Annotated in this window: 15 protein-coding genes and 1 pseudogene; 7 read left to right on the top strand and 9 right to left on the bottom strand. The window is 74.3% G+C overall.

The window, feature by feature from the left end; translation table 11 throughout:
* Positions 1 to 18: 18 nt before the first annotated feature.
* Positions 19 to 1,170 carry a dihydrodipicolinate synthase family protein gene (locus tag J5Y05_RS22090; RefSeq protein ID WP_210874777.1) on the bottom strand — a complete coding sequence of 384 codons (1,152 nt, stop codon included), beginning with the start codon at positions 1,168 to 1,170 and terminating at the stop codon, positions 19 to 21.
* Entirely contained in the window at positions 1,167 to 2,318 is a 1,152-nt protein-coding gene (locus J5Y05_RS22085) for a Gfo/Idh/MocA family protein (RefSeq protein WP_210874776.1), read from the bottom strand. Before J5Y05_RS22085 ends, J5Y05_RS22090 begins: the two co-directional genes overlap by 4 nt.
* A gap of 369 nt (positions 2,319 to 2,687) precedes the next feature.
* On the opposite strand from J5Y05_RS22085, the gene J5Y05_RS22080 reads away from it, so the two are divergent.
* Entirely contained in the window at positions 2,688 to 3,734 is a 1,047-nt protein-coding gene (locus J5Y05_RS22080) for a LacI family DNA-binding transcriptional regulator (RefSeq protein ID WP_210874775.1), read from the top strand.
* 172 nt (positions 3,735 to 3,906) lie between these two features.
* Here the strand turns inward: J5Y05_RS22080 and J5Y05_RS22075 are convergent, their stop codons facing one another.
* Entirely contained in the window at positions 3,907 to 4,800 is an 894-nt protein-coding gene (locus tag J5Y05_RS22075) for an EamA family transporter (protein WP_210874774.1), read from the bottom strand.
* 89 nt (positions 4,801 to 4,889) lie between these two features.
* On the opposite strand from J5Y05_RS22075, the gene J5Y05_RS22070 reads away from it, so the two are divergent.
* The 3 genes from J5Y05_RS22070 to J5Y05_RS22060 all read left to right on the top strand — a co-directional run bounded on the left by J5Y05_RS22070 (position 4,890) and on the right by J5Y05_RS22060 (position 8,844).
* Complete coding sequence (locus tag J5Y05_RS22070) at positions 4,890 to 5,807, top strand: LysR family transcriptional regulator (protein WP_210874773.1); 918 nt, start codon at positions 4,890 to 4,892, stop codon at positions 5,805 to 5,807.
* A gap of 496 nt (positions 5,808 to 6,303) precedes the next feature.
* Entirely contained in the window at positions 6,304 to 8,139 is a 1,836-nt protein-coding gene (locus tag J5Y05_RS22065; protein ID WP_307854035.1) for a glycoside hydrolase family 3 protein, read from the top strand.
* 114 nt (positions 8,140 to 8,253) lie between these two features.
* On the top strand, positions 8,254 to 8,844 hold the full coding sequence (locus tag J5Y05_RS22060; protein ID WP_210874771.1) for a hypothetical protein: 591 nt from the start codon (positions 8,254 to 8,256) through the stop codon (positions 8,842 to 8,844).
* A 67-nt stretch (positions 8,845 to 8,911) separates the two neighbouring features.
* Here J5Y05_RS22060 and J5Y05_RS22055 read toward each other — a convergent pair whose 3' ends face one another.
* From J5Y05_RS22055 to J5Y05_RS22045, 3 genes are all read right to left on the bottom strand, one after another.
* Positions 8,912 to 10,342 (bottom strand): S28 family serine protease, encoded by a 1,431-nt coding sequence (locus tag J5Y05_RS22055; protein WP_210874770.1) that lies wholly within the window; start codon positions 10,340 to 10,342, stop codon positions 8,912 to 8,914.
* Between the two features lie 115 nt (positions 10,343 to 10,457).
* On the bottom strand, positions 10,458 to 10,847 hold the full coding sequence (locus tag J5Y05_RS22050) for a hypothetical protein (protein WP_210874769.1): 390 nt from the start codon (positions 10,845 to 10,847) through the stop codon (positions 10,458 to 10,460).
* Positions 10,848 to 10,969: 122 nt separating this feature from the next.
* On the bottom strand, positions 10,970 to 14,722 hold the full coding sequence (locus J5Y05_RS22045) for an ABC transporter ATP-binding protein (RefSeq protein WP_210874768.1): 3,753 nt from the start codon (positions 14,720 to 14,722) through the stop codon (positions 10,970 to 10,972).
* A 957-nt stretch (positions 14,723 to 15,679) separates the two neighbouring features.
* On the opposite strand from J5Y05_RS22045, the pseudogene J5Y05_RS22040 reads away from it, so the two are divergent.
* The 3 genes and pseudogenes from J5Y05_RS22040 to J5Y05_RS22030 form a co-directional block, all read left to right on the top strand.
* Positions 15,680 to 15,900, top strand: a pseudogene (locus J5Y05_RS22040) (transposase); the annotation flags it as partial.
* Between the two features lie 359 nt (positions 15,901 to 16,259).
* Positions 16,260 to 16,868: a TetR/AcrR family transcriptional regulator gene (locus tag J5Y05_RS32310; RefSeq protein WP_210874767.1), complete on the top strand. Its 609-nt coding sequence runs from the start codon at positions 16,260 to 16,262 to the stop codon at positions 16,866 to 16,868.
* 646 nt (positions 16,869 to 17,514) lie between these two features.
* Complete coding sequence (locus J5Y05_RS22030) at positions 17,515 to 18,267, top strand: endonuclease I family protein (RefSeq protein WP_210874766.1); 753 nt, start codon at positions 17,515 to 17,517, stop codon at positions 18,265 to 18,267.
* Positions 18,268 to 18,284: 17 nt separating this feature from the next.
* Here J5Y05_RS22030 and J5Y05_RS22025 read toward each other — a convergent pair whose 3' ends face one another.
* The 3 genes from J5Y05_RS22025 to J5Y05_RS22015 are packed head-to-tail and all read right to left on the bottom strand — an operon-like array spanning position 18,285 to position 22,500.
* Positions 18,285 to 19,976, bottom strand: a complete 1,692-nt coding sequence (locus tag J5Y05_RS22025) for a thiamine pyrophosphate-binding protein (protein WP_210874765.1) — start codon at positions 19,974 to 19,976, stop codon at positions 18,285 to 18,287.
* On the bottom strand, positions 19,973 to 20,965 hold the full coding sequence (gene speB / locus J5Y05_RS22020) for an agmatinase (protein WP_210874764.1): 993 nt from the start codon (positions 20,963 to 20,965) through the stop codon (positions 19,973 to 19,975). The genes J5Y05_RS22025 and speB overlap by 4 nt, the downstream gene beginning before the upstream one ends.
* Positions 20,966 to 21,018: 53 nt before the next feature.
* Positions 21,019 to 22,500, bottom strand: a complete 1,482-nt coding sequence (locus J5Y05_RS22015) for a sodium:solute symporter family protein (protein WP_210874763.1) — start codon at positions 22,498 to 22,500, stop codon at positions 21,019 to 21,021.
* Between the last annotated feature and the right edge of the window lie 268 nt (positions 22,501 to 22,768).

Here is a 22,768-nt window from a genome sequence, read left to right as displayed (position 1 = left end):
CCAGGCGCGGGTCGTGGGTCACTGCTCCACTCCGTACAGGCTCAGCAGGGTCCGCATCCGGGCCTCGGCCCGCTGCGGATCGGGGAAGAGGCCGAGGCCGTCGGCGAGTTCGTAGGCGCGGGCCAGGTGCGGCAGGGAACGGGCCGACTGGAGGCCGCCCACCATGGCGAAGTGGTCCTGGTGCCCGGCGAGCCAGGCCAGCAGCACCACCCCCGTCTTGTAGAAGCGGGTGGGCGCCCGGAACAGGTGCCGGGACAGCTCCACGGTGGGGTCGAGCAGGCCGCGGAAGCCCTCGGTGTCCCCGGTGTCCAGGACGCGGAGCGCCTGCGCGGCGAGCGGGCCCAGCGGGTCGAAGATGCCCAGCAGGGCGTGGCTGAAGCCCTGTTCGTCGCCGGCGATCAGCTCCGGGTAGTGGAAGTCGTCGCCCGTGTAGCAGCGCACGCCCCGGGGCAGACGCCGGCGCAGGGCGACCTCGCGCCCGGCGTCCAGCAGCGAGACCTTGATGCCGTCCACCTTGTCCGGGTGGTCGGCGATGACCTCCAGGAAGGTGGCGGTGGCCGCGTCCAGGTCGGACGAGCCCCAGTAGCCCTCCAGCGCCGGGTCGAACATCGGGCCGAGCCAGTGCAGGATCACCGGCCGGGCGGACTGGCGCAGCAGGTGGCCGTAGACCTCCCGGTACTCCTCGGGGCCGCGGGCGGTGGCGGCGAGGGCGCGGGAGGCCATGACGACGGCCTGGGCGCCCGCCCCCTCCACCACGGCGAACTGCTCCTCGTAGGCGGCGCGGATCTCCTGGAGGGAACCGGCGGCGATCTGGTCGGTGCCGACGCCGCAGGCGATCCGGCCGCCCACCGCGGCGGCCTCGGCGGCGGAGCGGCGGATGAGTTCGGCCGCCCCGGCCCACTCCAGGCCCATGCCGCGCTGGGCGGTGTCCATCGCCTCCGCCACGCCCAGTCCGTGGGACCACAGGTGGCGGCGGAAGGCGAGGGTGGCGTCCCAGTCGACGGCGGCGGGCGAGTCGGGGGTGGTGTCGGCGAACGGGTCGGCGACGACGTGCGCCGCCGCGAGGACCGTACGGGAGGTGAAAGCGCTTCCTGGGGTGAGGACGCGGGGGTCGGTGCGGGGGTGGTGACTCCGCAGGGTGCCGTCGGCGGAGGGCAGGCGCAGGGTCACAGCACGATCTCCGGGACGTCGAGGCGGCGGCCCTCGGCGCTGGAGCGGAGGCCGAGTTCGGCGAGCTGGACGCCGCGGGCGCCGGCCTCCAGGTCCCAGCGGTAGGGGGCGTCGGCGTAGACGTGCCTGAGGAACAGCTCCCACTGGGCCTTGAAGCCGTTGTCGAACTCCCCGTTGTCCGGGACCTGTTGCCACTGGTCGCGGAAGACCTCGCCGGCGGGGATGTCCGGGTTCCAGACCGGCTTGGGGGTGGCCGAGCGGTGCTGGACGCGGCAGTCGCGCAGTCCGGCGACGGCGGAGCCCTCGGTGCCGTCGACCTGGAACTCGACGAGTTCGTCGCGGTGGACGCGGACCGCCCAGGAGGAGTTGATCTGGGCGACGGCGCCGCCGTCGAGTTCGAAGACGCCGTACGCCGCGTCGTCGGCGGTGGCGTCGTAGGGCTTGCCGTGCTCGTCCCAGCGCTGGGGGATGTGGGTCGTGGTCAGCGCCTGGACGGAGGTGACGCGGCCGAACAGCTCGTGCAGCACGTACTCCCAGTGCGGGAACATGTCGACGACGATGCCGCCGCCGTCCTCGGCGCGGTAGTTCCAGGACGGGCGCTGGGCGTCCTGCCAGTCGCCCTCGAAGACCCAGTAGCCGAACTCCCCGCGCACCGACAGTATCCGGCCGAAGAAGCCGCCGTCGACGAGGCGCTTGAGCTTGAGCAGCCCGGGGAGGAAGAGCTTGTCCTGGACGACGCCGTGGCGGATGCCCGCGTCCCGGGCGAGGCGGGCCAGCTCCAGGGCGCCGGCCAGACCGGTGGCGGTGGGCTTCTCGGTGTAGACGTGCTTGCCGGCGGCGATGGCCTTGCGCAGTGCCTCCTCACGGGCCGAGGTCACCTGGGCGTCGAAGTAGATGTCCACGGTGTCGTCGGCGAGGACCGCGTCCAGGTCCGTGGAGACGTGCTCCAGGCCGTGCCGCCCGGCCAGTTCGCGCAGGGCGTGCTCGCGGCGGCCGACGAGGACGGGCTCCGGCCAGAGCACGGTGCCGTCGCCGAGGTCGAGTCCGCCCTGCTCGCGCAGGGCCAGGATGGAGCGGACGAGGTGCTGGCGGTAGCCCATGCGCCCGGTCACGCCGTTCATGGCGATCCGCACCGTCTTGCGTGTCACGTCGAGGTCCCTTCGTACAGGGGATAGCAAGCGCTTTCTATACGGGGCCGACGCTAGCCTGTGGACGGCGGTGCGGACAAGGGCGCGGTGCGGGAGAGTTGTCGCGGGGGGGCGACGCGCCGGGTGTGGAGCCGTGTCCTTCGGCGGTGCGGGGCGGGGGTGCGGGGGCCGTAGGGTCGCTGCGGAACCGTGCGGGGCCGTGGGGTCGTGTAGGGGGCGTGCGGGCCGTGCGGTCGCGTAGGGGGCGTGCGGGGTGGCCGCGGCGCCGCCGGGAGGTACGGGAGTGCCGGGTGCCGCGTGTGGCCGGACACGGTGCCGCCTGTGGCGGGATGGTGGTGGATGACTGATGCGTGACCGGAGGACGAGGACATGACGGTGACACTGGCGGACGTGGCGGCCCGCGCCCGGGTCTCCCCCGCGACCGTCTCGCGCGTGCTGAACGGGAACTACCCCGTCGCCGCCTCCACCCGCGAGCGGGTGCTCAAGGCCGTCGCGGAGCTGGACTACGTGCTCAACGGCCCCGCCAGCGCGCTGGCCGCCGCCACTTCCGACCTGGTCGGCATCCTGGTCAACGACATCGCCGACCCGTTCTTCGGCATCATGGCCGGCGCGATCCAGTCCGAGATGGGCGGGCCGGGCGGCCGGGCCGGCGGGGAACGGCTGGCCGTGGTCTGCAACACCGGCGGAGCCCCCGAGCGCGAGCTGACCTACCTGACGCTGCTGCAACGCCAGCGGGCCGCGGCCGTGGTGCTGACCGGCGGCGCCCTGGAGGACGCGGCGCACCAGGCGGCGATGACGGCCAAGCTGGGCAGACTCGCCGATGCGGGGACGCGGATCGTCCTGTGCGGGCGGCCCGCGGTCCCGGAGACCGGGGCGATCGCGCTGACCTTCGACAACGCCGGGGGCGGACGGGAGCTGACCGCGCACCTGCTCGGGCTCGGACACCGCCGGCTCGGCTACATCGCGGGCCCGCGCGAGCGCACCACCACGGGGCAGCGGCTGGAGGGACACCGCGCCGCGCTCGCCGCGTACGGCGTCGAGGACGATCCGCGCCGTACGGTCCACGGCCGCTACGACCGGCGGTCCGGCTACGAGGCCACCCTCGAACTCCTGCGCAGGGACCCCGCCCTGACCGCGGTCGTCGCCGCCAACGACTCCGTCGCGCTGGGAGCCTGCGCGGCGTTGCGCGAGCGCGGGCTGCGGATTCCCGAGGACGTGTCGGTGGCCGGCTTCGACGACCTGCCCTTCAGCATCGACGCGGTGCCCGCGCTGACGACGGTCCGCCTTCCCCTCGCCGAGGCGGGCGCCCGCGCCGGGCGCATCGCCATGGGCCGCGAGGAGCCGCCGCCCGGGGGCATCGCCACGGTACGGGGGGAACTGATGGTCCGCGCCTCCACCGCGCCCCCGCGCCCCTGACCCGCCCCTGAGCCGCCTGACCAGGGCTTTCTCCGCCCCGGACCGGCGCCTTCTCCGCCCCGCCGGGGTACGTTCCGACGGGGCCGCGGGGGCCCGTCCCGGCCCTCCCCGAAGGCCCGCCCCGAAGGCCCGCCCCCGAGAGGCCCGTCCCCGTCCGCCCCCGAAGGGCCCGTCACCGCGCCGGTGTCTCCACCGTGACCGCGGGGGCCGGGGCGGTGCGGGGCAGGGAGGTCAGGGCCACGCCGCCGACCAGGAGGGCCGCGGCGCACCAGCGCAGCGGCGTGATCGCCTCGTCCAGGAACAGGGCGGCGGCGGACATGCCGAAGACCGGCACGAGCAGCGAGAACGGCGCCACCGTGGACGCCGGGTGGCGGCGCAGCAGCCAGCCCCACGCCCCGAAGCCGAACACCGTCGTGATCCAGGCGACGTAGATCACCGTGCCCGCGCCCCGCCAGTCCAGGGAGCCGAGCGCCGCCAGGTCGCGGGAGGGCCCCTCCAGCAGCAGGGAGAGGGCGAGCAGCGGCAGCACCGGCACCGTGGAGACCCACACCATGAAGTTCAGCGAGTCTTCCGGGGCGGCCTTGCGGGTCAGGACGTTCGACACGCCCCAGCACGCCGCCGCCCCGACGACCAGCGCGAAGGCCACCGGCCCGCCCGCCGCGCCCTGGTCGACGGCGGCCACGCCGATGCCGCCGAGGGCGATCAGCATGCCCGCGATCCGCACCCCGGAGGGGCGTTCCCCGAGGGCGAGCGCGGCGAACAGGGCCGTGAACACCGCCTGGATCTGGAGCACCAGCGACGACAGCCCGGCAGGCATCCCCGCGTCCATGCCGACGAAGAGCAGCCCGAACTTGGCCACCCCCAGCACCAGCCCCACCCCCACGATCCACCGCCACGCCACCTTCGGGCGCCCCACCAGGAAGACCGCGGGCAGCGCCGCCGCGAGGAAGCGCAGGGCGGAGAAGAGCAGCGGCGGGAAGTGGTCCAGGCCGATCTCGATGACGGTGAAGTTGACGCCCCAGACGGCGGCGACGAGCACGGCGAGGGCGAGGTGGGACGGGCGCATGCGTCGAGGATCACCTTCCCCGACCGTGAAGCACCAGCGATGATTGCTGCACGGTCGGATGTAGCACCGCTGATGAATGGGAGTCCCCGTTGCTCGACCTCCAGAGGCTGCGCGCCCTGCACGCCGTCTCCGTGCACGGCACGGTCGGCGCGGCGGCCTCCGCGCTCGGGTACACGCCCTCCGCCGTCTCCCAGCAGATAGCCAAGCTGGAGCGGGAGACCCGTACCGTGCTGCTGGAACGGGAGGGGCGCGGCGTACGCCTCACCGACGAGGCGCGTCAGCTCGTCGCCACCGCCCGCGAACTGCTGGCCATCGTGGAGCGCGCGGAGACGGAGCTGGAGGAGCGGCGCGGGGTGCCGGCCGGGCGGCTGACCATCGCCGCGTTCGCCTCGGCGGCGCGGGGTCTGATGCCGGGCGTCCTCGCCGAGCTGACCCGGCGCCATCCCGCCCTCGACCTCCGCCTCACCGAGGTCGACCCGCACCTGTCGGTGGACCTGGTGGCCAAGGGCGTGGTCGACCTGGTCGTGGCCCACGACTGGGACATCGTGCCGCTGCCCGCCCCCGCCGGGGTGGAGCAGGCGGTCATCGGCGACGACCCGTGCGACCTGCTCGTACCGGAGGGGCATCCGTTCGCGGGCCGGGAGGCGGTGCGCCGCGCGGAGCTGGGCGGCGAGCGGTGGATCTGCCAGCCGCCGGGGCGGGTCTGCCACGACTGGCTGGTACGGACCCTGCGCGCGGCCGGGCACGAGCCGGACATCGTCCACCAGGCCGACGAGAACCCGACCCTGGTCGCGCTGGTCGCCGCCGGGCTGGGCATCGCCCTCATCCCCCGGCTGGGGCGCGGGCCGCTGCCCGCCGGGGTGGTGGAGGTGCCGCTCGATCCGGTGCCGGTACGGCGGCTGTACGCGCTGTGGCGTGCGGGAGCGGCCCGGCGTCCGGCGATCGCGCGGACCGTCCGGGCGCTGCGGGACCACTGGCCGGCCGCCTCCGCGCACACGCCCCGCTGACCCCGGCCGCCTCCACGTACACGCCCCGCTGACGGTTCGGAGGGCCCCGGCCGGGTTCGGAGGGCCCCGGCCGGGTTCGGCGGGTCCCGGCGCGGGAACCTTTCGGGGCGCGGGCCCGTCACAGTCACGGGCCGCCGGACGAGTCCGCGGCGCGGTGCCGGCCGCCGGTCGCGGCCTCCCTCTCCACCGCCCCGCGCCCCGGCGTCCCCGCCGCCGTCGGCGCGCCCCCCTCCCAGCGTCGGCGGCGGGCCCCCTCGCGAGCCCCGCCGCGGCCCCGCCCCGCGCCCACCGCGGGCCCCGCCGCGCGCCCCATTCGCCGCCCCCGCTCGCGGGCCCCGGAGGCGGCACCCGGCCCGTCCCGAGCGCCCCCGTGGACCCGCCCGGGGGCGTGTGCGTTCCCTTGACTGGCGAAAACTTCCCGGATACTGCTGTTTTCTCGGAAGTTTCCTTCACCCCGTCCCGGGGACTCCAGCGGATCACTCCGGAAGGAGCGCACGTGCCTCGAAGCCGCACGTCACGCACCGCACAGACCTCCCGACGCACCCTCCTCGCCGCCGGCGCGGGCGTCGGCGCGGCCCTCGCCGCCGGCGGCACCGCGCGGGCCGCCGGCCGGGCACCCGACGACCGCCGGCTGCGCGCCCTCGTCTCCCGCATGACGCTCCAGGAGAAGGTCGGCCAGCTCTTCGTCATGCGGGTCTACGGCCACTCCGCGACCGACCCCGACCCGGCCGACGTCGACGCCAACCTGCGGGAGACCGGCGTCCGCACCGCCGCCGAACTGCTCGCCCGGTACCGGGTCGGCGGCATCATCTACTTCACCTGGGCGCACAACACCCGTGACCCGCACCAGATCGCCGAGTTGTCCAACGGCATCCAGCGGGCCTCCCTCTCCCTGCCGCGCGGGCTGCCGGTACTGGTCTCCACCGACCAGGAACACGGCATCGTGGCCCGGGTCGGCGCCCCGGCCACCCTGCTGCCGGGCGCGATGGCCATCGGCGCCGGCGGCTCCCGCTCCGACGCGCGCGAGCTGGGCCGGATCGCCGGGGCCGAGCTCCGCGCGCTGGGCATCCGGCAGGACTACGCCCCGGTCGCCGACGTGAACGTGAACCCCGCCAACCCGGTGATCGGCGTACGGTCCTTCGGCTCCGAGCCCCGGTCGGTGGCGGAGCTGGTGGCCGCCGAGGTGACGGGCTACCAGCGGGCCGGGGTCGCCGCGTGCGCCAAGCACTTCCCCGGGCACGGCGACACGGCCACCGACAGCCACACCGGGCTCCCCGTCATCACCCACAGCCGCGCGGAGTGGGAGGAGCTGGACGCGCCGCCGTTCCGCGCGGCGATCGAGGCGGGGATCGACTCCCTGATGACGGCCCACCTGATGGTCCCGGCGCTCGACGGCTCCGGTGACCCGGCCACCCTCTCCCGCCCCATCGTCACCGGCATCCTGCGCGAGGAGCTGGGGTACGACGGGGTCGTGGTCACCGACTCCCTCGCCATGGAGGGGGTGCGCACCAAGTACGGCGACGAGCGGGTGCCGGTGCTGGCGCTGAAGGCCGGCGTCGACCAGCTCCTCAACCCGCCCGACCTGGACCTCGCCTGGAACGCGGTGCTGTCGGCCGTCCGTGACGGCGAGCTGACGGAGTCCCGGCTCGACGAATCGATCCTCCGGGTGCTGCGGCTGAAGGCGAAGCTGGGCCTGTTCGAGGACGCGTACACCACCCGGAAGGACGTCGACCGCACCGTCGGCACCCGCGGGCACCTGGCCGCGGCCGACCGGATCGCCGAGCGGACCACCACCCTGCTCGTCAACGAGGACCGGCTGCTGCCGCTCTCCCGGCGCCGTACGCCCCGGCTGCTGGTCGTCGGCGCCGACCCCGCCTCCCCCTCCGGCACCACGGGCCCGCCCACCACGGTCCTCGCGGAGGCGCTGACGGAGCTGGGCTTCACCGCCACCGCCCTGTCCACCGGCACCGCCCCCTCCGCCGCCCTGACCGGACAGGCGGTGGCGGCGGCCGGGGAGGCCGACGCGGTGGTGGCCGTCACCTACAACGTCACCGCGGGCAGCGCCCAGCTCGCCCTGGTCCGGCGGCTGCTGGAGACGGGCAGACCGGTGGTCGCCCTCGCCGTCCGCGATCCGTACGACGCGGCCCACCTCGACGGCGTCCCCGCGGTCCTCGCCACCTACTCCTGGACGGACGTCGAGGTGCGGGCCGCGGCCCGGGTCCTCGCCGGGCGGGCCGGCCCGCGCGGGCGGCTGCCGGTGCCGGTGGCGCGGGCCGACGATCCGACGGCGGTGCTCCATCCCGTCGGACACGGACTGCGCTACCGGGCGTAGCGCGGCCTGCGCCGTGCGCCCCGGGCGCCTCCACCGCCCTGCGCAAAGCCTCCCGCGCCGCTGGCGCGCGCCCGCCGCGGCGGGCCACGCTGGTCGGGGAACCGGGGGACGGCGATGCGTGGACGAGGGTCGGTGGCGGCGCTGGGCGCGCTGGGCGTGCTGGGCGGCGCCCTGCTGACGGGGTGCCAGTCACCGGCGGGCGGGGCCGGGCGCCCGGCGCCTGCCGGGGCCTCCGTCGCGCCGTCCGGGTTCGGGGCGGTGTTCCTCGCGGTCGGCGAGTGCAGTTCCTTCGGGACCGTCGGGGTCCGCGAGGTGCCCTGCGCCGGCGAGCGGGCGGCGGCGCGGGTGGTGGCCCGGTACGACACCGCGGCCGGGGACGGCCCCCTGTGCCCGGCGACCACCGATTTCGTGCTGCACGTGAGCGAGGACGGCCCGGCGCGGGGCTACGCGTGCATGCGCTCGCTCCAGCCGCCGCACCCGGGCGATCCGGGCGGCGGGGGCGGTCCGCGCACCATCGTAGGGGACTGCGTGTACGAGGCCGCCGCGGGCACGGTCCGCGAGACCGCCTGCGACGGCGGCGGCGAGCACGCGCCGCGCTACCGGGTGAGCGACGCGGTCTCCGCGCGCGGCGACTGCCCGTCGGGGACCGCCCTCTTCGTCCACCTGGGCGGCGACCGCCCGGTGGGGTGCGCCCGGCCGGTGTGAGGAGGTCACCGGCGGCCGGGCGCGGCAGGCACCCCCGCGCCCGGCGAGGGGCGGGGGTGCCCGGGGGTCACGGCCTCAGCATCGGCTCGCGTTCCACGTCCCGCCGGTCGAGCGTGGCGTCGAACGCGGCGAGCGGCCTGGCCACCGCCGGGTTCTCCTGGACGGCGGCGGGGGCGACGCCCGCCCAGTCGAGGATGCGGGCGGTGGCGAGGGCCTTCTGCGCCGGCACCAGACCGGCGACGTTGGCGCCGTGGTTCATGCCGGGGGCGGTGAAGACGTAGGAGTCGCGCGCCCCGGCGCCGAGGCGGAAGGGTTCGGCGCCCCACGGGTCGTTCTCACCGTAGACGAAGAGCATCTGGCGGGCGTTGTGCCGGACCCAGGTGTCCACGTCCCGCATGGCCCACGGCTGGAAGGTCATCGGGATCGAGCGGGGCACGAAGTTGCGCGGCGGCTGGTAGCCGTAGCGCACGTACTTCTTCTCGATGTGCGGGAAATGGATCGTGGGGGCGCCGAGCTGCGTGCCCGCCTGGTAGTAGTACGGCGTGTACGGCTCCAGGCCCTGGTCGGTGTAGAAGGAGAAGCCGGAGATCGTGTCGACCGAGTTCCAGATCTCCTCGTCGGTGGCGGTGCGGGCGTTCGCCGGGATCGTGGCGCAGTCGGCGAGGGTGCTGTACTGCCAGAAGCCCCACACGTAGTCGAGGACGACGGCCTCGTAGGCCCGGTCCAGGCTGCCGATGGTGGTGAAGGTGTAGCCGGCCGCGGCGGCCTCGGCGGCGTAGCGCTTCTCCAGCGGGGCCCTGCGTACCAGCGCCTCGCGCTGGACGGCGCCCAGCCGGTCGCGGCACTCCTTGGTGCCGACACGGGCGAAGAAGCGGTCGTAGGCCGAGTCCTCCTTGTTCACCACGTCGTTGGGGGCGACGTAGGCGACCACGCCGTCCATGTCGCGGGGGTAGAACCGCTCGTAGTACGTGGCGGTCATGCCGCCCTTGGAGCCGCCCGTGGAGATCCAGTTCTTGGTGTAGAGCGGCTTGAGGGCGGTGAAGACGCGGTGCTGGTCGCTGGCGGCCTGCCAGATGTCCAGCTTCGACCAGTCGGCCGGGGCGGGCCGGGACGGGGTGAAGAAGCGGTACTCCATGGAGACCTGGTTGCCGTCGACGATCTGGGTCGGCTCCCGGCGGCCGGGCGAGGTGGAGACGCCGTAGCCGCCGGTGTAGAAGACGGTCGGGCGGCTCACGTCCTTGTGCAGCAGGGTGATCCGCTGCTGGAACGTGCCCTTGGCCGGGTGCCGGTGGTCGACCGGCTGGGTGTAGTTCAGGACGAAGAAGCGGTAGCCGGTGTAGGGCTTCTCCTCGATCAGGCTCATGCCCGGGATGGACAGGAGCCGGTCCTTGATGTCGCCGGCGGTGGCCTCCGGCGGGGCGGCGGTGGCCGTCCCGGCCGTGCCGACGGTGCCGATGAGCACCACCAGCGCCAGCAGCCATCTGAGCGCCTTGCGCATGCGTTCTCCCCTGGGTAACGGACGTCCGGCGGAACGTATCGGAGCAACTCCCCCGCGCACCAGGGGACATGGGGAATTGCCCGGAAGAAGTCGGCGCCTGCCGCCCGCGGCGAGGTCAGCGGCGGAACCAGCCGGAGGCGGCCGATCCGCGGTCCACGGCGCCCCACACCCGCACCCAGCGCCGCCCGGCGTACACCGTCACCGGGCCCGCCCGGCGCGCGGTGTGCCGGGTCGCCACGACCGGCCGGCCGCCGCGCGCCTGCACGCCGACGGTGACGGTCCGTCCGGTGCCGCGCCCGTGCGGGACGGTGACCGCGCACAGATAGCGGCCGTGCTGGTGGACCCGGACCGAGCCGGTGGCGAAGTGCAGCGTGCGTACCCGGTGGCCGGGGCAGTCCCCGGCGGCCCCCGCCGGATACGGCAGGGCCACCGCGAGCAGTCCGGCCGCCGCCAGCACCGCCCCGGCGCGGACCGGCCGCCGGCGTGTTCCCCCGCCCTCGCCCACCGGGCACCACCACCCCTCCGTATGACGGCACACCGCCGGACGGCGCCCGGGGGCACCTTCCGGCGTACGGAGGTACGGACGCCCGGCGCGGGTCGCACGGTTGCGCGAATCCGCGCGGGGTGTCAGAGGACGGCGCCGACCGGCTCCTCCGGTCCGGCCGCGCCGGTGAAGGTGCGCCACAGCCGCGCGTACCGGCCGTCGAGGGCGAGGAGTTCCTCGTGCGTGCCGTCCTCGGCGACCCGGCCCCGGTCCATGACGACGACCCGGTCGGCGCGGGCGGCGGTGGTGAGCCGGTGGGCCACCACCAGCGTGGTCCGGCGTCCCGCGAGACGGTCGGTGGCCAGGTTGACCTGGGCCTCCGTCGCCAGGTCCAGGGCGGCGGTGGCCTCGTCGAGGAGCAGGACGTCGGGGTCGACCAGTTCGGCGCGGGCCAGTGCGATGAGCTGGCGCTGCCCGGCGGAGAGGTTGCGGCCCCGTTCGGCGACCTCGTGGAGGTAGCCGCCGGTGAGGCCGGCGATCATCTCGTGGGCGCCGACCGCGCGGGCCGCCGCCTCCACCTCGGCGTCGGTCGCCTCGGGGCGCCCGTAGGCGATGGCGTCCCGGACGGTGCCGGGGAAGAGGTACGTCTCCTGCGGGACGACGCCCAGCCGGTGCCGGTACGCGGTCAGGTCGAGGTCGCGCAGGTCCCGCCCGTCGGCGGTGACCCGGCCGCCGGTCGGGTCGTAGAAGCGGGCGACCAGCTTGACCAGGGTGGACTTGCCGGCGCCGGTCTCGCCGACGAAGGCGACGGTCTGCCCGGCCGGGATGCGCAGGTCGATCCCGGTGAGCGCCTCCTCCCCGTCGCCGTAGGCGAAGCGGACGTCCTCGAAGGCGATCTCGCCGCGCAGCGCGCCGACCTCGGCGGGCCGCTCCGGCGGCCGGGTGGAGGTGGGCTCGCGCAGCAGCTCCTGGATGCGGCGCAGCGAGACGGACGCCTGCTGGTAGCCGTCGAAGACCTGGGAGAGCTGCTGGACGGGCGCGAAGAACAGGTCGATGTAGAGCAGGTACGCCACCAGCGCGCCGGTGGTCAGCGTCGCCGCCTCGACCCGGCCGCCGCCCACGATCAGCACGGCCGCCGCGGCACCCGAGGAGAGCAACTGCACGAACGGGAAGTAGACCGAGATCAGCCACTGGCCGCGGATGCGGGCCCGCCGGTAGCCGTCGCTGCGCTCGGCGAAGCGCCGCCGCCCCTCGTCCTCGCGGCGGAACGCCTGCACGATCCGCAGCCCCGCCACCGACTCCTGGAGATCGGCGTTGACGGCGGAGACCCGCTCCCGGGCGAGTTCGTACGCCTTCACGCTGGCCCGGCGGAAGAACCAGGTCGCCACGATCAGCGGTGGCAGCGTGGCGAAGACCACCAGCGCGAGCTGCACGTCGATCGCCAGCAGGGCGACCATGATGCCGAAGAAGGTGACGACCGAGACGAAGGCGGTGACCAGGCCCGTCTGGAGGAACGTCGACAGCGCGTCCACGTCCGTCGTCATCCGGGTCATGATCCGGCCGGTCAGCTCGCGCTCGTAGTAGTCGAGGCCGAGCCGCTGGAGCTGGGCGAAGATCTTCAGGCGCAGCGAGTACAGGACGCGTTCGCCGGTCCGGCCGGTCATCCGGATCTCGCCGGTCTGCGCGGCCCACTGGGCGAGCGCGGCGAGCAGCCCCAGCAGGGCCGCCGCCCACACCGCGCCGAGGGCGAGCCGGGTGACGCCCTGGTCGATGCCGTGCCGGATCAGCACCGGCAGCAGCAGGCCCATCCCCGCGTCGACGGTGACCAGGGCGAGGCAGAACAGCAGCGGCGTACGGAAGCCGCGCAGCAGCCGCCGCAGTCCGTACGACTCCTCCGCGCGCACCGCCCGTTCCTCGTCGACGTCCGGGGTGTCGGTCGCCGGGGGCAGGGCCGCCACCTGGGCGAGGAGTTCGGGGGTGGCCGGGGTGCCGTCGAGGGCGGGGTCCCGGGGCTCCCGGTCGCCGGTCCACAGCCGGGGGGTGATCCCGCGCTCGGCGTCGAACTCGGCGTCCGGTTCGCCGCTGCCCCATCCTCGGACGAGGTCGAGCGGGGTGACCCCCACGGAGGTCTCCTCGCGGGGCGCGGCGGGCGGGACGTGGCCCGGGGAGACGCCGCCGAGTTCGTCGGGGTCGGTGAGCAGGCGCCGGTAGAGGGCTGAGCGCTGCTGGAGTTCCTCGTGGGTGCCGAGGTCGGCGAGGCGGCCCCGGTCGAGGACGGCGATGCGGTCGGCGAGGTTCAGGGTGGAGCGGCGGTGCGCGATGAGCAGGGTGGTCCGGCCGCGCATGACCTGGCGCAGCGCCTCGTGGATCTCGTGCTCGACGCGGGCGTCGACGGCGGAGGTGGCGTCGTCGAGGACGAGCAGGCGGGGGTCGGTGAGGAGCGCGCGGGCGAGCGCGACGCGCTGGCGCTGCCCGCCGGAGAGGGTGAGGCCGTGTTCGCCGACGGTGGTGGCGTAGCCCTCGGGCAGGTCGGTGATGAAGCCGTGGGCCTGGGCGGCGCGGGCGGCGGCCTCGATCTCCTCGTCGCTCGCCTCGGGGCGGCCGTAGGCGATGTTGGCGCGCACGGTGTCGGAGAAGAGGAAGGAGTCCTCGGGGACGAGGCCGATCGCGGCGCGCAGCGAGTCCAGGGTGAGTTCGCGCACGTCGTGGCCGCCGACCAGGACGGCGCCGTGGGTGGCGTCGTAGAAGCGCGGCAGGAGCAGGGAGACGGTGGACTTGCCGGAGCCGGAGGCGCCGACGACGGCGAGGGTCTCTCCCGCCCGGATCTCGAAGGAGAGACCGTCCACGACGGGCCGCTCGGGGTCGTAGCCGAAGGAGACGCCGTCGAACTCGACGGTGGCGGGTGCGTCGGCGGGCAGGTCCCGGGTGCCGTCGGTCAGGGAGGGCTCGGTGTCGATCAGCTCCAGGACGCGTTCGGTGCTCGCGCGGGCCTGCTGGCCGACGGTGAGGACCATGGCGAGCATCCGGACCGGGCCGACGAGCTGGGCGAGGTAGGTGGAGAAGGCGACGAAGGTGCCGAGGGTGATGTGACCGCGTACGGCCAGCAGACCGCCGACGGCGAGCATGGCGACCTGGCCGAGGGCGGGCACCGCTTGCAGCGCGGGGGTGTAGACGGAGTTCAGGCGGATGGTGCGCAGCCGTCCCGCGAAGAGCCGCCGGCCGACCGCGCGGAGCTTGCCGGTCTCCTGGTCCTCCTGGCCGAAGCCCTTGACCACCCGGACGCCGCCGACGGAGCCGTCGACCACTCCGGCGACGGCGGCGGCCTGGGCCTGGGCGTACCAGGTGGCGGGGTGCAGGCGGGAGCGGCTGCGGCGGGCGATGAACCACAGGGCGGGCGCGACGCCGAGCGCGACGAGGGTGAGCGGCGGGGAGAGCCACGCCATGATCACCAGGGAGATCAGGAACAGCAGGACGTTCCCGATGGTCATCGGGAGCATGAAGAGCAGGCCCTGGATGAGCTGGAGGTCGCTGGTGGCCCGCCCGACGACCTGCCCGGTGGACAGCTCGTCCTGCCGCCGACCGTCGAGCCGGGTGATCGTGCCGTACATGTCGGTGCGCAGGTCGTGCTGAACGTCGAGGGCGAGCCGGCCGCCGTAGTAGCGGCGGATGTAGGTGAGGACGTAGACGACACCGGCGGCGGCGCCGAGCAGTCCGGCCCACACCGCCATGGAGCGGCTGCCGCCGATCACGTCGTCGATGATCACCTTGGTGATCAGGGGGACCAGGGCCATGACGGCCATGCCGGCCAGGGAGGCGCCGAGGGCGAGGACGACGTCCTTGGGGTTTCGCCAGGCGTAGCCCGCCAGCCGCCGTACCCATCCCGGTTGCGCTACCACGCCGGAGCCCTCCGATCGTCCCTGATCTTCCGGATGCACCAACACGGGCGGGGCCGTTTTTCATCCCGCCGTCACATTCGGCGGCGCCGGCTCACCGGACCGGACGTACGCCCGAGGCCGGCAGAACCGACCGGTCCGGGCCACGCCCCGCCCGGCGCCCCCGCCCGGGGCGCCGTGGCAGGCCAGGGGCCCGTGGAGTCACGGCCACGGTGGTGCCGGTGCCTGGCGGCGACCGGGCCCTCCCACGATGGCCGCCGCACCGAGGGAGTGCGGCCCGCCCCGGCGGCCACGGGCGGCCCGACCGGGCACAGGTTTCCGGTGCCGGCCGGGGAATCACCCCGCTCCACCCGCCGTGGACGGTCGCGTCCGGGGGCGGTCAGTCCCTCCGTGGTGACGTGCCGGCGCCGCGAATCGTGGCCAGGACCACCGCAAGCGGCCGGCCCGGACCGGGCCCGGTGCGGGTGGCCGTGCCGATGCCGATGCCGGTGGCCGTGCCGGTGCCAGTGGCGGTGCCGTCGCCCCCGGCGGTGGTAGCAGTGGCGGTGCCGTCGCCCCCGGCGGCGGTGGCGGTGGACGGTACACGGAGCGCGCCTCGGTCGTGCCCTGTGACGGCCCGGTACTTCACGGTGGCTCGGCGGGCCGGGGGTGCCATGGCCGGTACCGCCGGGCCCGGAGGGCACCGTGGGCGCAGGGCCGCCAGGCCCGGAAGGGACCACGGCCACTGAGCCGCCAGGCCGGAGAGGACCATGGCCACTGGGGCCCTCCCATCTGTCGGGCTCTGCGCTCTCGCTCATCGGACGAGTGTGCTGGGCGGAACTATCCACCTCGACCACGTTCTTCTGGCACCCTTCCGTGCGTGGAAATTGATCCTGTACCCGGTGACCTGTGGGCCCTCGTGGCTCCTCTGCTGTCGCCCTGCCCAGAACGGCGACACCGGTACACAGGGAAAGGGGGCTCCACGCTCGGCCGTCACCGGCCGACCACGGTCGTCCTGGCAGCAAGCACCACCTGATCGTCGACCGGCACGGCACCCCGCTCGCGGTGTCTCTGACCGGCGGGAACGGCACCACGTCACCCAGCTCATCCCGCCGCTCGACGCCATTCCCCGCATCCGGGGCCTGCGCGGACCCCGCCATCGTCCCCGGCGGCTCTTCGCCGACCGCGGCTACGACTTCGACAAGCCCACCGCGGTGCCCCGCATGGCTGGCTGGGCAAGACCGGTTGGGTGAGCGGACCACGGACCACGGACCACGGACCGCGGTCGTCGGTCGTCGGCCGGCGGGCGGCGGGCGGCGGGCGGCGGGCGGCGGGCGGCGGGCGATGGACGATGGGCGATGGGCGGCGGGGTTGCTCGGGTGGGGCTGGGTGGGGTTGGGCGGTGGGGGCGTCGGCGGGAGGGGGGATCGGGGGCTCCGGGGGACCACCCCTCTCTCCAGAACGTGAACAGTTTGGCTCGGGTCGCCCGCCCATCGCTCGTCCGAGTGCCTTTCTGACATTTGTCCGGCATCTGTTCACGTTTTTTCGACCATGGTGTGCTGTGAGCTTCTTCTACGGTCCTGGCCGCAACATCTACGCCACCGGGCACGTGATCCGGACGGTGCGGCTCCTCATGCGGACGCACGGCCTCGATGTCCCGCTGTCGGTCATCGCCCGGGAGTGCGGCACCTCGCGCACCTTCCTCTACACCCACTGGAAGTCGGCCGGCGCGCTGCGCACCCGGGCGATGACGGTCGAGATCGGGTATGCCTTCGACGAGGCCCGGCGGACGGCGCCCAGCGACGGCACCGTGCCGGGCATCGTGGCGCATCTGACCGAGGTGGTCCGGGTGGTGCGCCGGCATCCCACGACGGCCGCGGTGGCGCGCTCCTCGCCCGGGGTGTTCTCCGCCGCGCACAGCGCGGTGGACGGTCCGCTGGTGCGGACGGCGGCGGACCGGGTCGGCGATGTGCTGCATCCGCTGGCCCCACGCGGCGGTGTCCTGGCCGACCCGGCACTGCGGTCCAGGACGTGGAAGATCCTCTGGGTCGCCCGCCCGGCGGCGCTCTGCCCCGAGGCCGTCGGCGACCAGGAGCGGGAGGACGCGCTGGACGACGCCTTCGGGGAACTGGTGAGCGATCTGCTCACCCCCTGGACCCCTACGGACTGAGCCACGGCGCACCGGCACCCGTCCACCTCCGCGGGCACACCCGGCTCCCGTCCCCCAGGGCTCCCAACTCTCCCTTCTCTCGCTGGACCTGGCGTTTTGTCACGTAATCGCCACGCCGTGTCCACCCGACGCACCGCATGTGCATGCCACGATCTACGCACCGTCAACCCGCGTAGATCGGACACCCCACATGCTCGCGATACGCATCCGTCGCCGGAGGGCGGTGGCCCTCGCCACCGCTGCCGTCCTGGCCGGCCTCGCCGCCCCTTCCCTGACCGCGGCCCCGGCCACCGCCGCACCGCCCCCGCCGGGCCCACCGGCCGCGGCAGCCCTGCCGGCCCTGCCGGCCCCACTGGCTCCATCGGCTCCATCAGCCCTGTCGGCCCCGTCGGCCCTGTCGGCTCCATCAGCCCTGTCGGCTCCGTCGGCCCTGTCGGCTCCATCAGCCCTGTGGGCCCCGTCGGCCCTGTCGGCTCCATCAGCCCTGTGGGCCCCGTCGGCCCTGTCGGCTCCATCAGCCCTGTGGGCCCCGTCGGCTCCATCGGCTCCATCAGCCCCGTCGGCTCCATCAGCCCCGTCGGCTCCATCGGCCGCGACGGTCACGTCCGCCCCACCGGCCCTGCCGGCCCCACCGGCCCCGCCGGTCATGACGGCCCCGCCCATCACCGCGGCCCCGCCGGTCATGGCAGCCCCGCCCATCACCGCGGCGGACTACGACTCGACGTACTACAAGGACGCCGTCGGCAAGACCGGGGACGACCTGAAGGCCGCCCTCCACACGATCATCAGCGACCAGACCAAGCTCTCCTACGCCGCCGTCTGGGACGCGCTCAAGGACACCGACCAGGACCCCGGCAACAGCGCCAACGTGATCCTGCTGTACTCGGGCGACTCGCGCGCCAAAATGCGCAACGGCGGCAACACCGGCGACTGGAACCGCGAGCACGTGTGGGCCAAGTCCCACGGCGACTTCGGCACCGCCACCGGCCCCGGCACCGACCTGCACCACCTGCGGCCCGCAGACGTCCAGGTCAACAGCTCGCGCGGCAACAAGGACTTCGACAACGGCGGCAGCCCCGTCCCGGGCGGCGGCGGCAGCCTCGGCGACTCCGACTCCTTCGAACCCCGCGACGCCGTCAAGGGGGACGTGGCCCGCATGATCTTCTACATGGCGGTCCGCTACGAGGGCGACGACGGCTGGCCGGACCTGGAGGTCAACGGCAGCGTCGGCAACGGCAGCAAGCCGTTCATCGGCAAGCTGGACGTGCTGAAGAAGTGGAGCGCCGAGGACCCGCCGGACGCCTTCGAGCAGCGCCGCAACCAGGTCATCCACGACTCCTACCAGCACAACCGCAACCCGTTCGTCGACCACCCGGAGTGGGTCGCGGCCATCTGGTAGGAGCCGTGCCGTGCCGGCTACCGGCCGTCGAGATGGGTCGGCGCGAACATCCGCAGTACGGCCGGGAGGACGACCACCGAGGGGCCCGGGGTCGCCAGGGCCGCCGTGAGGTCGTCCTCCAGCGACTGCGGGGTGGTCCGTACGCCCGGCACCCCGAAGGACTCGGCCAGCGCCGCGTAGTCCGGGCGGGCCAGCTCCGTCGCCGTGGGCTGCCCGAAGGTGTCGGTCATGTACTCGCGCAGGATGCCGTAGCCGCCGTCGTCGACGATGAGCCAGGTGACGTCCAGGTCGTACTGGCGGGCGGTGGCGAGTTCGGCGATGGAGTAGAGGGCGCCGCCGTCGCCGGAGACCGCCAGCACCGGGCGGGTGGGGTCGGCGACAGCCGCGCCGAGTGCCGCCGGGAAGCCGTAGCCGAGGCCGCCCGCGCCCTGGGCCGAGTGCATGGTGTTGGGCGCCTTGGCGTCGAAGGCCGACCAGGCCCAGTAGGCGAGGATCGTCATGTCCCAGAAGGACGGTGAGCCGTCCGGCAGGGCGCGGCGGACGGCGGCCAGCACGTCCTGTTCCAGGGTGAGTTCCTGGGCGTCGATGCGGGCGCGGACCTTCTCCAACAGCGTGCGGACGCGGTCGGGGGCGGTCGGGTCGGTGCGTTCGGGCACCGTCTCCAGCAGGGCCTGGAGGGCGAGGCGGGCGTCCGCGTGGATGCCGAGCGCGGGGTGGTTGGACTCCAGCTTGCCGAGGTCGGCCTCGATCTGGACGACCCGGCCGCGTGGCCGGAACGTGTGGTAGTTCGAGGAGAGTTCGCCGAGGCCCGAGCCGACGACGAGCAGGACGTCGGCGTCCTCCAGGAAGTCGGTGGTGTGCCGGTCCTCCAGCCAGGACTGGAGCGAGAGCGGGTGCTGCCAGGGGAAGGCGCCCTTGCCGCCGAAGGTCGTCACGACCGGTGCCGCCAGCCGCTCGGCCAGTCGGCGCAGTTTGCCGGAGGCGTCGGCGCGTACCACTCCGCCGCCGGCGATGATGGCCGGCCGCTCGGCATGGGCCAGAAGGTCGGCGGCGACGGCGGTGAGTTCGACGCGCGGGACCAGTTCCGCGGGGGTCGCGTCCGCGGCCGTGACGACGGGCAGGTGGGTCTCGGCCAGCAGCACGTCCTGCGGGATCTCCACCCACACCGGCCCGTGCGGCGCGCTCAGCGCGGAGCGCCAGGCGTCCGCGAGGGCGGAGGGGATCTGCGAGGGGGTGCGGACGGTGTGCACGGACTTGACGACGCCCCGGAAGGAGGCCGCCTGGTCGGGCAGTTCGTGCAGGTAGCCGTGGCGGCCCCCGCCGAGTCCGGCGGCCGGGACCTGGCTGCTGATGGCGAGGACGGGGGCGGAGGCGGCGGCGGCCTCGTGCAGCGCGGCCAGCGCGGTCAGCGCCCCGGGGCCGGTCGACAGCAGCAGCGGGGCGGCCTCGCCGGTGATCCGGCCGTAGGCGTCGGCGGCGAAACCGGCGTTGTTCTCGACGCGCAGGCCGACGTACCGCAGGTCGGAGCGGCGCAGCGCGTCGAACATGCCGAGGGCGTGCTGGCCGGGCAGGCCGAAGACGGTGGTCGCGCCGAGCCCGGCCAGCGTCTCCATGACCAGATCGCCGCCGATGCGGCCGGGGGGCGGGGCGAGGGCGGCCTTCGTCTGGGCGTCGGTCGGGCGGAGCACCAGGTCGTGGTCGTGGGTCACCGGGACGCGCTCTCCTCGTTCCGCTCCCGCGCCTCGGCGATCTGGCGGCTCATCAGGGTGGTCAGTTCGTACGCGGTGTGGGAGGCCGCCACCGCGGTGATCTCGGCGTGGTCGTAGGCGGGGGCGACCTCGACGACGTCGGCGGAGACCAGGTTGCAGGAGGAGAGTCCGCGCAGGATCTCCAGCAGTTCGCGGGAGGTCATGCCGCCGGCCTCGGGGGTGCCGGTGCCGGGCGCGTGGGCCGGGTCGAGGCAGTCGATGTCGATGGAGATGTAGAGCGGGCGGTCCCCGATGCGCTGGCGCAACTGGTCGGCGACCTCGTCGGCGCCGCGCCGGTAGACGTCCGCGGAGGTGACGATGCCGAAGCCCATCTTCGCGTCGTCGGTGAGGTCCTTCTTGCCGTACAGCGGGCCGCGGATGCCCACGTGGGAGAGGGCCTCGGTGTCGAGGATGCCCTCCTCCACCGCCCGCCGGAAGGGGGTGCCGTGGGTGTACTCGGCGCCGAAGTAGGTGTCCCAGGTGTCGAGGTGGGCGTCGAAGTGGAGGAGGGCGACCGGGCCGTGCCGCCGGGCGACCGAGCGCAGCAGCGGGAGGGCGATGGTGTGGTCGCCGCCCAGGGTCATCAGGCGGGCGCCGGTGCCGAGGAGTTCGTCGGCGGCGGCCTCGATCCCCTCGACGGCCTCGTGGATGTTGAAGGGGTTGACGGCGATGTCGCCGCCGTCGGCTACCTGGGCGAGGGCGAAGGGGGAGGCGTCCTGGGCCGGGTTGTACGGGCGCAGCAGCCGGGACGCCTCGCGGATGGCGTTGCCGCCGAAGCGGGCGCCGGGGCGGTAGGAGACGCCCGAGTCGAAGGGGACGCCGACCACGGCCACGTCGGCCCGGCCGACCTCGTCCAGGCGGGGCAGCCGGGCGAAGGTCGCGGGGCCGGCGTAGCGCGGTACGCGGGAGGAGTCGACCGGACCGCGCGGCGTCTCGTTGCTGCTGCTCATGTACTGCCTTCCTTCGGGCGCTTCGTCACGTATGCACTGCCGGCCGTACGACTCTACTGTCGCGTCGGCGCGGGCTCGGGGGCGGTGTCGGGGGCGGACGGCGGCACGTCCCGGCCCGCGAGGCGGTCGCGCCAGGCGGCGAGGACGGCGGGGTCGGTCGGCGGGGTCGCCAGGGAGACGGCGACGTAGACGACGAGGGCGGCGGGGAGTCCGTAGGCGACGGGCTCGGTGGCGAGGATGCCGTAGCCGGCCATGAGGCCGAGGGCGGCGAGACCGCCGACGACGACGGCGGCGAGGGCGCCCTGCGCGGTGCCGCGCCGCCAGAGCAGTCCGCCGAGGATGGGCACGAGGAGGCCGCCGACGAGGAGGTTGTAGGCGACGGTGAGCGCCTCGACGACGTCGTTGAGGGCGATGGCGGTGGCGATCACGGCGAGGCCCATGGCGAGGATGAAGGCGCGGTTGCCGCGGACCTCGTCGTGGTCGCCGTCGGCCGCGCCGGGTCGCACGACGCCGCGCAGCCGCGACCAGATGTCGTTGTTGGCGACGGTGGCGCAGGCGATGAGCGCGCCGGAGGAGGTCGACATGACGGCGGCGAGGGCGGCGGCGAGCACCAGTCCGCGCACGCCGACGGGGAGTTCGTGCTTGACGATGGTGGCGAAGGCGTCGTCGGCGCTGGCGAGGTTCGGGTAGAGCACCTTGGCGGCGGTGCCGATGACGGCGCCGGCGACGGCGTAGGCGAGACAGTAGGTGCCGGCGACGGTGCCGCCCCACTTGGCGGTGGAGTCGCCGCGCGCGGTGAACACCCGCTGCCAGATGTCCTGCCCGATCAGCATGCCGAAGGTGTAGATCATCACGTAGGTGAAGATGGCCTCGCCGCCGATGCCCAGCGGGTCGAAGTACGAGGCGGGGAGCTGGTCCCTCATGGCGCCGAAGCCGCCGGCCTTGACGACCGCGATGGGCAGCAGCAGGAGGAGCACGCCGATGGTCTTCACCACGAACTGCACCATGTCGGTGAGGGTGATGGACCACATGCCGCCGAGCGTGGAGTAGGCGACGACGATGGAGCCGCCGAGGACGATCGCCAGGGTGCGGTTCACGTCGAAGAGGACGTCGAAGATCGTGGCGTAGGCGATGGTGGAGGTCACCGCGAGCATCAGGGTGTACGCCCACATGACGATGCCGGAGATGATGCCGGCCTTGCCGCCGTAGCGCAGGTCGAGCATCTCGGAGACGGTGTAGACCTTGAGCCGGGCGATGCGGGCGGAGAAGAAGACGGAGAGGGCGAGCAGTCCGAGGCCGATGGTGAGGACCATCCAGGCGCCGGATATGCCGTGCTTGTAGCCGAGGCCGACGCCGCCGATGGTGGAGGCGCCGCCGAGGACGATCGCGGCCATCGTGCCGGAGTACATGGCGGGGCCGAGGCGGCGGCCGGCGACCAGGAAATCGCTCTTGGACCGGGCGCGGCGCATGCCCCACCAGCCCATGGCCAGCATGCCGGCGAGATAGACGACGATCACGAGGTAGTCGACGGCCATGAGGGCTCCTTCGCGCGCTTCCGGTGGTGTGTCGTGCCGCTGGAGATGTCCGGGGACGCGGCGCGGGGAGATCCGCCCGCTGCGTCCGGACCGACATTAGGTGGCCGAAAAGCGGCTGCGAAGTGTACGTTTCCTCTATTCATGGCCACCGGAGTGGAGGAAACGTCCATCATGCGGGACGCGACACCCCCGAACCCCCTGCCGGGCGGGCCGACGTCCGGGGCGGTGCCGCCCACGCCCCCGGTACCGCCCACGCCCCCGGTACCGC

It is taken from the genome of Streptomyces tagetis (assembly GCF_018069565.1).
Lineage (GTDB): Bacteria > Actinomycetota > Actinomycetes > Streptomycetales > Streptomycetaceae > Streptomyces > Streptomyces tagetis.
This window is presented reverse-complemented; position numbering and strand designations above follow the sequence as displayed.

Excerpts from the sequence above, each read along its gene's own strand:
- J5Y05_RS22080 (WP_210874775.1), top strand. The coding sequence starts at position 2,688 with ATGACGGTGACACTGGCGGACGTGGCGGCCCGCGCCCGGGTCTCCCCC.
- J5Y05_RS22075 (WP_210874774.1), bottom strand. The coding sequence starts at position 4,800 with ATGCGCCCGTCCCACCTCGCCCTCGCCGTGCTCGTCGCCGCCGTCTGG.
- J5Y05_RS22060 (WP_210874771.1), top strand. The coding sequence starts at position 8,254 with ATGCGTGGACGAGGGTCGGTGGCGGCGCTGGGCGCGCTGGGCGTGCTG.
- J5Y05_RS22055 (WP_210874770.1), bottom strand. The coding sequence starts at position 10,342 with ATGCGCAAGGCGCTCAGATGGCTGCTGGCGCTGGTGGTGCTCATCGGC.
- J5Y05_RS22030 (WP_210874766.1), top strand. The coding sequence starts at position 17,515 with ATGACGGCCCCGCCCATCACCGCGGCCCCGCCGGTCATGGCAGCCCCG.
- speB (WP_210874764.1), bottom strand. The coding sequence starts at position 20,965 with ATGAGCAGCAGCAACGAGACGCCGCGCGGTCCGGTCGACTCCTCCCGC.
- J5Y05_RS22015 (WP_210874763.1), bottom strand. The coding sequence starts at position 22,500 with ATGGCCGTCGACTACCTCGTGATCGTCGTCTATCTCGCCGGCATGCTG.